Origin of the sequence: Gordonia sp. p3-SID1431 (genome assembly GCF_025143765.1) — a bacterium.
In the GTDB taxonomy this organism is placed as follows: Bacteria; Actinomycetota; Actinomycetes; order Mycobacteriales; family Mycobacteriaceae; genus Gordonia; species Gordonia hongkongensis.
On sequence record NZ_JAMBDT010000048.1, the window covers coordinates 26103 to 36372 of the forward strand.

Consider the following 10270-nt stretch of genomic DNA (forward strand, 5'->3'; position numbering starts at 1 on the left):
CATGTGCCTTCCCCGCAACGTCTCCAAACCGCGGTACCACTGGACCAGCAGTCGGTACTGCCCGCGGTCCGCGGTGTGCCGTGGTGGGGCGCCGTTCTCCTGGCCACCGGGATCACGGGCCTCGGTGCGGCCATCGACGCCGGCAGCAACGATTCGCTGGGCTCGATCTACAAGTTCTGCTACCTCGTCGGATGTGTGATCGCCGCGCTGGCGGTGCGTCGTCGTGCCCTGTTCACCGCCGCCGCGCAGCCCCCGCTCATCGCCTTCTTCGTCAGCATCGTCACGCTGTACGGACTCAATTCCGAGCAGGCGTCGTCGGGACTGAAGAGCCTCGTCTTCAATGTCCTGCTCCCCATCGCGGCGGACTTCCCCTGGATGTTGACGACGTTCCTCGTGACCCTGGGGATCGTGCTCGCCCGGTGGTTCCTGACCCGCGAGGCCGCCGAGCCGGCGAAACGCCGGGCCGCGGGTCGCGACAAGGCGGGCAGGACGCCCCCGAGCAGGTCCGCGGCCGGGAGCGGCGACGCCGACCGGCCCTCGGGCCGCGCGGCAACGCATCGTCGCGCCAAGGGGCCCGGCTCGTCCGGAGCCGCTACCGAGGCCCCGTCGGCGTCTCCCGAGAAGAACCGATCGGCAGCGCAGTCTTCGCCCTTCTCGACCAAGGCCGCGCCGGGATCGCGACCGAAACCGCGTTCGACCGGAGCCTCGGACCGGCCGTCCGCGACGTCCCGCTCGGCGACGAAGGGTTCGCGTACCGCATCGGGCGCGCCGCGACCTACTGTCGCCGACCTCGCGGCCCCCGACCTCACGCCGTCGGACGCCACGCCCGCGCCGCGACGCCCGGACATCCCGACGTACGAGTCGGCAACCGACATCCCCCCGGCCGGAGTCGCCGACACGCGGTCCTGAGCCTCAGCTCGCGACGTTGCGTTCCAGCCAACGCCCCAGCCGACGCGCTGCGGCGTCGACGAGCGCGGGCCACTCCACCGCACCCTCGTCCGCGTTGTCGGTGACCGCCTTGATCAGGCGGCAGGGCACGCCGAACTCGGCACTCACGTGGGCGACCGCGCACCCCTCCATGTCGACGAGGTGGGCATGCCGGGCGAGTTCGCGCCGACGAACCGGATCCGCGACGAAGGTGTCCCCGGACGCCAGCACCGTTCCGTCGCCGCCGGGTAGCTCCCAGCGGTCGGTCATCTCGTAACCCATCGCCCGTAGTTCGGTGCTGCTGATGTCGTGCTCGAGCACGGCCGACGGGAGGAACAGACCCAACTCGGCGTCGCCGCTCACACCGTCGCGCAGGGCCCCCGCGGTACCGATGTTGATGACCTCGGAGACCGGCGCCCCGCCGGCGAGTTCCCGGCTCAGCGCCATCGTCGCGCGCACCTTGCCGATGCCCGTCACGAGCACCCGCATCCCGGGCGGCACATGTCGGGCCTCGGCCCGCGTCGCCGAGACGACGAGGACACCGGGTCGGGGCAGCGCGTTGTGAGTCACGCCGACGATTATGGCGTGTGTCAGCCGCGGGCGAGCGCGGCGGACGCCCGCGCCGCGCGGCCCAGCGACGAGCCGTATCCGGGTCCGTGGCCGGCCGCGTGCACGGCGAGCGGATGCAGTTGGTGGACGTCGACGCGGTCCTGCCAGCCGGGGACGAGCGGGTGCTCGTCTCGATATCCGTCGAGGACCGCATCGAGGTGCGGGCACCCGAACAGTGCGAGCATCGCCAGATCGGTCTCCCGATGACCGCCGTGCGCGGCCGGGTCGATCATCACCACGCCCCGCGGAGTCCACATCACATTCCCGTTCCAGAGGTCGCCGTGGATGCGTGCCGGCCCCTCGTCGTCGTCGAACACGCCGTCCGCGATCAGGGCACATGCGTCGCGGACCGCGTCCTCGTCCTCGGTCGTGAGGTTGCCGGCCGCGCGTGCCGGGGCCAGATACGGTTCCACCCGTTCCCGGACATAGAACTCACCCCACGACCGGTATTCGACCGAGCTCAACTCTCGGCGACCGATGAACAGCTGACCGGAGAACGGTGTTCCGTCCGCATCGGCAGGCGGGGAACCGAACTGCGGGGCGCCCGCGTCGTGCATCCGAGCGAGCGCGGCCCCGAACTCCCGTGCCGCTCCGGGCGATGGCCGACCGCGTTCGAGGCGTTCGAGTTCGATGGCGTCTTCGCTCACCGAGATCACCTGTACGACAGGCGCTCCCGACGCCGACAGCCAACGCAACCCGGCGGCTTCGGCCGCGAAGAAGTCGGGATGACCGCCCCGCGGGCCGCTCTCGCGCAGCGCCTTGGTGAAGGCGGGACTCACCGGGAGGAATGCTCGTCGGTCGCCGTCGCCTCGAGACTCTTCGCACTCACTCGCGCGAGCCGGTCGAAACGATCGTTGGCGACTCGCATCGCGATCTCATACGGCAGTGCGAACTTTCGCGCCCACCAGTACCCGAACCGGATGTCGAACGAGGTGTAGACCATGAAGCGGTTCTTGCGAATCCCGGTCAGGATCGCCGCCGCCGCCACGTCGGGCGACACCGCGACCTTGTGGAATCCGTTGATGGCGGCCTTGACCCGCGGGTTCTCGCGGTCGATGCCGACGATCTCCACGGAGTCGACCAGTGGCGTGTCCACCCCGCCGGGGCATACCAGGGACACCCCGATCCCGTGACGCCGCAGATCGAATCGAAGAACCTCCGACACGCCCCGCAGCCCGAACTTGCTGGCGCTATATGCGGCGTGCCAGGGCAGCGCCAGCAGTCCGGCGGCCGAGGAGACGTTCACGATGTGTCCACCGCGCCCCCGTCGGATCATCTGCGGCACAAAGCTTTCGATGATGTGAATCGGCCCCATCAGGTTGACGTCGACCAGCTTCCGCCAGTGCCGGTGTTCGAGATTCTCCACCGTTCCCCACGCCGAGATCCCGGCGATGTTCATCACCACGTCCATGACGCCGACCTCGGCGTCGACCTGGCGGGCGAACCCGGCCACCCAGTCGAAGTCCGAGACGTCCCCGGCCACGTGGTAGAGGACCGTTCCGTCGGCCGCGGTGATGGCCGCGACGACCTCGTCGAGCTGATCCGCGTGCAGGTCGGTGAGCACCAGTTCGGCGCCCCGGGCGGCGGCGGCCTGGGCGGTGGCCCTGCCGATTCCGCTCGCCGCGCCGGTGATGAGGACCTTGCGGCCACGCAGCGACGGCACCGGGGTGTCCATGAACAGCAGCTCTTTGAGACCCATGACGCGAGGTTAGCCGTCCGCCGCGGCGGACCTCAGCCAATCGACGGATCGCCCACGCCGGATCGGGCCGCGCGCCGGCGACGTCAGCCGATCGGCAGTTTCCCGTCGAAGAGCGCGTAGACGATGGTCAGCATCGCCTTGAGCACTTGTGCGGACACGTCCTGGCCCTGGGTCATCAGCAGCCGCGCCACGGCTTCGGGGTCCTCGGTGGCGAGGAGCTGCTCGACGAAGGGGATGACCGAGGACAGTCCGCTGGCGTCGTCCGTCGGCACCGACGGCGCCGGGCCCGCTCCGGTGGCGGCGTTTCCGTTGACGTAGTTCAGGATGCCGTCGGTGATCGCCATGGCGTATTTGACCTGACCGTCCCGGCCGGCGAGCGCCTTGGCCTCACCGGGGTTGGCGAGGTTGCCCATCTCGATGAACACCGCCGGGACCTTGGTCAGGTTCACCGCGGCGATGTCGGGACGGGTCTGGATGCCGTCGCGGACGCCGGCATAGTTCGCCGGCGGGAACCCGGCCTTGACGAAGGCGTCGCGCATGGTCGTCGAGGCCTTGCGTCCCTCGCCGGACTGCACGCGGTCGACGGTGGCATCCGGGACCGGCAGCGACGGCACGATCATGTGGAAGCCCTTCTTGGACTCGTCGGCTCCCCGCGCCGTCGAGTCGGCATGCAGGCTGACCGCGACCGCGGCTCCGGAGCGACTGGCCGCGGCGGCGCGTTCGTCCACACAACCGCCCCACCCGGTGTCGTCCGGCCTGCTCAGGACCACACGAGCCCCCTGGCTCTCGAGGCCGGCCTTCACGAGTTGCCCGATCTGCCAGTTGACCGTGTGCTCCTTGGCGCCGTTCACACCGGTCGCGCCGCTGGTCTGGCAGTCCTTCTTGCCACCGCGCCCGTCCGGCACCTGTGCCCTGAGGTCGTGACCGGCGGCCGAGGCCTGGTGACCGGGGTCGAGGAAGATCGTCTTCCCCGCCAGTGCCGTCCCGCGGGCGGGGGCCGCTTCGGCGGGTGCCGCGACCACGTTCGAGGCGACCGCCATCGACGTGGCGGCCACCATGGCGAAGCCGATCGTGGCGAGGCGTTGGGCTGTCGTCTTTCGGAACATTGCGCTGTCGAGGCCGCGACGCGCCGAGGCGCTGGTCACTTGCCTCACTCCCTCCCGTTGAGTACCACTGGTCACTCTGGTCACAGACATAACAGTGAAACAAACGAACGCGGGATTCCGAAATGGTCGTCCTGGGACAACGGCATTTCGTTAGGGAGCTGTGACCTCTACGATCGGCGTGTCGAGCGTGTCGCGGGTCAGTCCGCCAGGTGTCGCAGGATTCCGAGGATGCCGTTCTCGTCCGCAGCGTCCTCCGGTCGGGCGACGGCGGCCTCCAGCTCGGCGCGCACGGCCGCCTCGTCGAGACCGCGCCCGATCGCGACGAGTTCGGTGGCCGGACGCCGCCCTTCCCAGGATTCGCGCATCACGCGCACGAAGCCGCCGACTCCGTGCACGACGAACCGCTGCCGATGCCTCGGTACGTCGAAGTGGACGATTCCCTTGATCCGGAAACAGCCACTGGGCGGACGTTCGAGAAATCGCGCCAGGCGCCGCGGATCCATCGGCCGGTCGCTGGAGAACGACACCGACTCGTATTCAGCGTGCAGATGCTCGTGGTCAGCGTGACCCGCGTCGTCGAGCAGCAACTCGTCGAAAGCCATCTGGCCGGACCGAGCCTGCGCGACGTCGCGCTGAACGACATCGAACAGCAGCGCCGGATCGATCGCGGCATTCCGGGTCGCCACCCGCGGTGCGGTCGCATTGAGTTGTGCGACAAGCTCTTCGACGACGCGCCGGGACTCATCCGGGATCAGGTCGACCTTGTTGACGAGCACGAGGTCGGCGATCGCGACGTGCGAGTCCAGCTCCGGATGCGTACCGCGCACCTCCTCGACGTGCGCGGCGTCGACCACGTAGACCAGTCCGCCGTAGCGGAGTCGTGCGTCCGCCACCGACGTCACCATCCGGATGAGCGCTTTGGGTTCGGCGATCCCGCTCGCCTCGATCACGATGGCGTCGATCCCCGCGCTCGGACGAACCAGCGAGGTGAGCGCGTCCGCGAGGCCGTCGGCGTCGACGGTGCAGCACATGCACCCGTTCCCGAGGCTCACCGTGCCGTCCGCCTGCGCCGAGACGAGCAGCGCGTCGATGTTCACCTTGCCGAAGTCGTTGACCAGCACGCCCAGCCGGGTGCCGGTGCGCCCGGCAGACCGCAACAGATAATTGAGCAGTGTCGTCTTTCCCGAACCCAGATACCCGGCCACCACGACGACCGGAACCGGACCGCAGCGATCGGGGGTCTTCGCAGCGCTCATCACCGGCGGTCGGGTTCCAGACAGTCCGCACAGATCACGGCGAGGTCGCGGCCGTCCCGATCGGGGTGATTGGCGACATTGCTCGTCGGACGACGGCATTCGACGCAGCGGCCGAGCACCTCCGCGTGGTCGGAGAACTCCACGCCCATGCGGTCGTCGAAGACGTAGAGCGAACCCTGCCAGAGCCCATCGTCGCCGTACCGCTCGCCGTAACGCACGATGCCACCGTCGAGTTGGTAGACCTCGGCGAACCCGCGGTTCCGCATCACCGTGCTGAGGACCTCGCAGCGCACGCCGCCCGTGCAGTACGTGACGATCGGCCGGTCTTTGAGGTGATCGAACGCGCCGCTCTCGATCAACGGCACGAAGTCCCGGGTGGTGCGCGCCTTGGTCGTGACCGCGCCGGCGAATCGTCCGACCTCTGCCTCGATCTCGTTGCGCCCGTCGAAGAAGACCACGTCGTCGCCGCGGGCGTCCACGAGCTCGTGCACCTGCTCCGGACTCAGCCGGGTTCCAGTGCCGACGACCCCGTTCTCGTCGACCTCGATCTCGTCCGGAACCCCGAAGGTCACGATCTCGGGCCGGACGCGCACGCTCAACCGCGGGAAGTCCCGGCCCGTGCCGTCGGACCATTTGATGTCCGCCCCCGCGAACCCGGGGTACGCGCGGGTCGTCCTGACGTAGCGTTTGACCGCGGCGATGTCGCCACCGACGGTGCTGTTGATCCCGTGGCGTGACACGATGATCCTGCCCCGGACCCCGAGCGACTCGCACACCGCCAGCTGCCACAACCGGATGGCCTCGGGATCGGGCAGCGGAACGAAGACGTAGAACAAGACGATCTTGGGGGTCGGCACAGTGCAAGGGTACGGAAATCGGCGACCCCGCCCCGAATCCACATCACGGTCCCGCGACCGCCGATTTCTGCGCGTGATCTGCGCAACCGCGGCAATCGGGACTCTGACCGTTTCGGTCGCACTCGCCGGATGCTCCCTGCCGTCGGACTCCGGCCCGTCCCGAATCGTCATTCCGCCCACCGACGAGTTGTCGACGGTGACCGAAATCGAGTCCTCGTCGACGACATCGACCACTGGCGAGGACTCGGCACGGAATCTGCCCGACTGGACAATCGGGCGAGTCGTCGCAATGGCACCACGCGTCGACAACTCGCGTTTCCACCAGGGCTCGGTGACGGAGGATTCGCCGCTGCAGGACTCGTCCGGTTTCCATTTCTCGACGCCGGATCGGGCGGTGAACTGCTCGACCGGTACCAACGGGTCGTCGGCCCTCGCCTGTCGGATCGATGAGGATGCGGACGACGATTCCTCGGCGGAACGTCCGTCGTCCGCGTCGGGCGCCTGCGACTGGGCTCGGGATTACGCCGTCCTGGGACCGGATGGACCGCAGCGCGGTGCGTGCGCCAATCGATATCCCGTTCTGTATCGCAGTTCGATTGTCGACTTCGGTCGCACTATTTCGATATCGCGATTTTCTTGTCTCGTTGAGACCGTCGGTATGTTCTGTCTCGAATCGCGTTCTCAATCAGGATTCGCAATCACCCCGAACGGTTACCAAACCATCTATGCAGCGGATCGGGCACCCGAAGCGTTGGTGAGCGTGTCACCGGAGGAATCGGACGAATCGTCCCGGCGGACGACCGGGGCAGTGCCCACGAGCTAGCGCACACCTACTTCGAACCGGACCGCCACTGCGCGTAACCCGCCGTCGACACCAGCGTGGATCCGACTGGTTAACAAACGGCCGTGTCTCGACTTCCCTAACGCTATTCAATGATTTATGGTCTAGGCGGGGGTTCTCAGCAAGTACTCATGGTTTGGGTCTAAGCTGTGCACAGTTGGAATAGATCAAAACGGGGGGACGCAGGTTTTCAGGCCTTGCACGTCCGTCTTGGTCGGATGACACAATTCGAGGGGACAAGCAATTCATGGCGAAAAAGGAAATCGTTCAGGTCATCGACGATCTCGACGGTAAGGTGCTAGATCAGTACGAAACCGTCCGGTGGTCACTCGATGGAAAGAACTACGAGTTCGACACTTCGTCGAAGCACGCGCAGCAATTCCGCGATTCGCTGTCGAAGTACCTCGACATCTCCCGCCAGACCGGTCGCGTGACCAAGCGCACCGCAACGGCGTCGACTGCGACCGGGGGCGGACGCAACAAGGAGACCACCAAGGCGATTCGCGAGTGGGCCATCCGCGAAGGTTACGAACTGAGTGATCGCGGTCGCATCCCGCAGAGCATCATCGAGGCCTTCGAAGCCGCACACTGATCGGTCAGACCTGACCGTCATCACACATGAGACCTGTTGCCCGGCCGCCTTTCGCGTGCCGGGCAACAGGCGTTGAAAGGGCTGTTCGCCGATGAGGCCCCTGACCCCGCTGTCGGCTCCGGTGGACCCGATTCGCGCACTCGAGCGCATCTCGTGGCTGCTCGAGCGTCGCCGGGAGAGCACGTACCGCGTGGAGGCCTTCCGCCGCGCCGGGCAGGCGGCCGCCGGACTCGACCCGTCCGAGCTACACGCACGGGCTGTCGCCGGCACTCTCACCGCGATCAAGGGAATCGGCAAGACCACCGCGGCGGTCATCGCCGAGGCCGCCGACGGTGAGCTACCGGGGTACCTCGCACGTTTGCAGGGCGAAGATCCACCCCTCGCCCCCGGCGGCGCCGAGGGCCTCGTGGAGGCCGTTGTCGGCGACCTGCACGCCCACACCGACTGGAGCGACGGCGGGGCGCCCATCGACGAGATGGCCGCGGCTGCGGAGGCCTCCGGCCACGACTGGCTCGCGATCACCGACCACTCGCCGCGCCTCACGGTCGCGAACGGACTGAGCCCGGAACGGCTCGCCGCCCAGATCGAGGCGATCGACAACTGGAACACCGGTCACAGCAGCAACTTTCGTCTCTTCCGTGGAATCGAGATCGACATCCTCGACGACGGAACGCTCGATCAGACCGACGAGATGATCTCCCGGCTCGACGTCGTGACCGCATCCGTGCACTCCAATCTGCGCATGGCGCACGACGCCATGACCGACCGGCTCATCGCCGCGGTCTCCGATCCACGGGTGCACGTCCTCGGCCACTGCACCGGCCGGCGAGTGCTGAGCGGCCGGGGCCACCGCCCACCCTCGACCTTCGACGCCGAGGCCGTGTTCGCCGCCTGCGCGGCCCACGACACCATCGTGGAGATCAACTCCCGTCCGGAGCGGGTCGACCCGCCCGACGAACTGATCGAGATCGCCGACGACGCGGGCTGCCTGTTCGCGATCGACTCCGACGCCCACGCACCCGGGCAACTCGACTTCAAGATCCTCGGCGCGCGGCGGGCCGTCGACCACGGCATCGACCCCGACCGGATCGTCACGACATGGTCGTCGGACCGGTTGTCGGAGTGGCTCGCCCGCTGACCTGTCCCGCTGGGCCCGAGCAGCCCAGAACGTGCTGTCAGCTCAGGGCCTCGACCCGGTCTCGGATCACCGGCAGCACGCCTTCGGCGAACCAGTGTGCTTCCTCGATGTGCGGATAGCCCGACAGGATGAAGTGGGAGAAGCCCTCGGATTCGTACTCGCCGATCAGCGCCGCGACCTCGTCGTAGCTGCCGACGAGCGCGGTGCCGGCTCCCCCACGGATGAGCCCGACCCCCGCCCACAAGCCGGGATGGATCTCGAGCGCATCGCGACGTCCGCCGTGGAGTTCGGCCATCCGACGCTGACCGGTCGAGTCCGAGACCGAGTGCAGGGCGAACGCGGTCTCGATCTCTTCGTCGGAGATCCCCTGCAGCAGTGTGTCGGCGACCCGCCACGCCTCCTCGGAGGTCTCGCGGGCGATGACATGCAGCCGCACACCGTATTCGAGCGACCGGCCGACCGTCTCGGCGCGTCGCGCCACCTCCGCGATCTTCTCTCCGGCCACCGCCGGCGGCTCTCCCCACGTGAGGTAGACCTGGGCACGCGAGGCCGCAACGGTCAGTGCCGGGTCCGACGACCCGCCGAAGTAGATCCGCGGTGGATCGGTCGGCGGATCCGCGAGGAACGCCCCGGCGATCCGGTAGAACTCTCCGTCGAAGTCGACGGTCTCACCGGACCAGAGCCGGTCGACGATCTGCACGAACTCGTCGGTGCGCGCGTAACGGCGGTCGTGGTCGACCCAGTCACCGAACCGGCGTTGCTCGACCTCGTCACCGCCGGTCACGATGTTGACCGCGATCCGTCCACCCGAGAATCGCTGGAGCGTCGCCGCCTGCTGTGCTGCCAGGGTCGGCGAGATCAGCCCGGGGCGGAATGCGACGAGGAAAGTCAACTGCTCGGTGTGGGTGATCGCGGCGGCCGTGGTCAGCCACGCGTCCTCGCACCAGGTTCCGGTCGGGGTCAGGACACTCTCGTAGCCGAGCCGATCGGCGGTGCGTGCGACATCGATCAGGTACGGCAGGTCTGGCGCACGGTAACCCGGAGGGTGCCGTTTCGTCGCCGATGCATGTGAGGCTCCGACGATCCCGCGGCTGTCACCGGCGGTCGGCAGAAACCAGTGGAAATGGCTCATGGGCGTGTTCCCTTCTCGCACCACTAGTGGTGTGTCTCGGAAATAGGTGGCCGGTATCCGGTGGAGCGATCGGTGGTCTGGCAAGGCGGAGGAGGGAGGGATAGCGGAGCTAT

Annotated in this window: 11 protein-coding genes; 4 read left to right on the plus strand and 7 right to left on the minus strand. The window is 67.9% G+C overall.

The genetic code is table 11. The features are described 5' to 3' along the window. Positions 1 to 3: 3 nt before the first annotated feature. Positions 4 to 909: a DUF6542 domain-containing protein gene (locus M4D77_RS13655; RefSeq protein ID WP_259936427.1), complete on the plus strand. Its 906-nt coding sequence runs from the start codon at positions 4 to 6 to the stop codon at positions 907 to 909. 3 nt (positions 910 to 912) lie between these two features. On the opposite strand, the gene M4D77_RS13660 is transcribed toward M4D77_RS13655, so the two are convergent. From M4D77_RS13660 to M4D77_RS13685, 6 genes are all read right to left on the minus strand, one after another. Then, the gene (locus M4D77_RS13660; RefSeq protein WP_259936428.1) at positions 913 to 1497 is read right to left on the minus strand and encodes a nucleosidase; all 585 of its coding nucleotides are present in this window, start codon (positions 1495 to 1497) and stop codon (positions 913 to 915) included. A gap of 20 nt (positions 1498 to 1517) precedes the next feature. Further along, positions 1518 to 2315 (minus strand): fructosamine kinase family protein, encoded by a 798-nt coding sequence (locus M4D77_RS13665; RefSeq protein ID WP_259936429.1) that lies wholly within the window; start codon positions 2313 to 2315, stop codon positions 1518 to 1520. After that, the gene (locus M4D77_RS13670) at positions 2312 to 3235 is read right to left on the minus strand and encodes an SDR family oxidoreductase (RefSeq protein WP_065631070.1); all 924 of its coding nucleotides are present in this window, start codon (positions 3233 to 3235) and stop codon (positions 2312 to 2314) included. The genes M4D77_RS13665 and M4D77_RS13670 overlap by 4 nt, the downstream gene beginning before the upstream one ends. Positions 3236 to 3318: 83 nt before the next feature. After that, the gene (locus tag M4D77_RS13675) at positions 3319 to 4341 is read right to left on the minus strand and encodes an N-acetylmuramoyl-L-alanine amidase (protein ID WP_259936434.1); all 1023 of its coding nucleotides are present in this window, start codon (positions 4339 to 4341) and stop codon (positions 3319 to 3321) included. A 197-nt stretch (positions 4342 to 4538) separates the two neighbouring features. After that, positions 4539 to 5597: a GTP-binding protein gene (locus tag M4D77_RS13680; protein WP_259936430.1), complete on the minus strand. Its 1059-nt coding sequence runs from the start codon at positions 5595 to 5597 to the stop codon at positions 4539 to 4541. Next, positions 5597 to 6454, minus strand: a complete 858-nt coding sequence (locus tag M4D77_RS13685; protein ID WP_159371222.1) for a rhodanese-related sulfurtransferase — start codon at positions 6452 to 6454, stop codon at positions 5597 to 5599. Before M4D77_RS13685 ends, M4D77_RS13680 begins: the two co-directional genes overlap by 1 nt. Positions 6455 to 6650: 196 nt before the next feature. Here M4D77_RS13685 and M4D77_RS13690 point away from each other — a divergent pair, with 196 nt between their 5' ends. The 3 genes from M4D77_RS13690 (at position 6651) to M4D77_RS13700 (ending at position 9025) form a co-directional block, all read left to right on the plus strand. Then, positions 6651 to 7277 carry a hypothetical protein gene (locus M4D77_RS13690; RefSeq protein WP_259936431.1) on the plus strand — a complete coding sequence of 209 codons (627 nt, stop codon included), beginning with the start codon at positions 6651 to 6653 and terminating at the stop codon, positions 7275 to 7277. Positions 7278 to 7542: 265 nt separating this feature from the next. Further along, the gene (locus tag M4D77_RS13695) at positions 7543 to 7887 is read left to right on the plus strand and encodes an Lsr2 family protein (RefSeq protein WP_058252466.1); all 345 of its coding nucleotides are present in this window, start codon (positions 7543 to 7545) and stop codon (positions 7885 to 7887) included. Positions 7888 to 7978: 91 nt separating this feature from the next. Continuing rightward, the gene (locus M4D77_RS13700; RefSeq protein WP_259936432.1) at positions 7979 to 9025 is read left to right on the plus strand and encodes a PHP domain-containing protein; all 1047 of its coding nucleotides are present in this window, start codon (positions 7979 to 7981) and stop codon (positions 9023 to 9025) included. A gap of 37 nt (positions 9026 to 9062) precedes the next feature. On the opposite strand, the gene M4D77_RS13705 is transcribed toward M4D77_RS13700, so the two are convergent. Continuing rightward, positions 9063 to 10157, minus strand: coding sequence for an LLM class flavin-dependent oxidoreductase (locus M4D77_RS13705; RefSeq protein ID WP_259936433.1), 1095 nt, complete (start codon positions 10155 to 10157; stop codon positions 9063 to 9065). Positions 10158 to 10270 lie beyond the last annotated feature (113 nt).

Coding starts and splice junctions, on each gene's coding strand:
- M4D77_RS13675 (WP_259936434.1), bottom strand. CDS start 4,341: ATGTTCCGAAAGACGACAGCCCAACGCCTCGCCACGATCGGCTTCGCC.
- M4D77_RS13695 (WP_058252466.1), top strand. CDS start 7,543: ATGGCGAAAAAGGAAATCGTTCAGGTCATCGACGATCTCGACGGTAAG.
- M4D77_RS13670 (WP_065631070.1), bottom strand. CDS start 3,235: ATGGGTCTCAAAGAGCTGCTGTTCATGGACACCCCGGTGCCGTCGCTG.
- M4D77_RS13680 (WP_259936430.1), bottom strand. CDS start 5,597: ATGAGCGCTGCGAAGACCCCCGATCGCTGCGGTCCGGTTCCGGTCGTC.
- M4D77_RS13705 (WP_259936433.1), bottom strand. CDS start 10,157: ATGAGCCATTTCCACTGGTTTCTGCCGACCGCCGGTGACAGCCGCGGG.
- M4D77_RS13700 (WP_259936432.1), top strand. CDS start 7,979: ATGAGGCCCCTGACCCCGCTGTCGGCTCCGGTGGACCCGATTCGCGCA.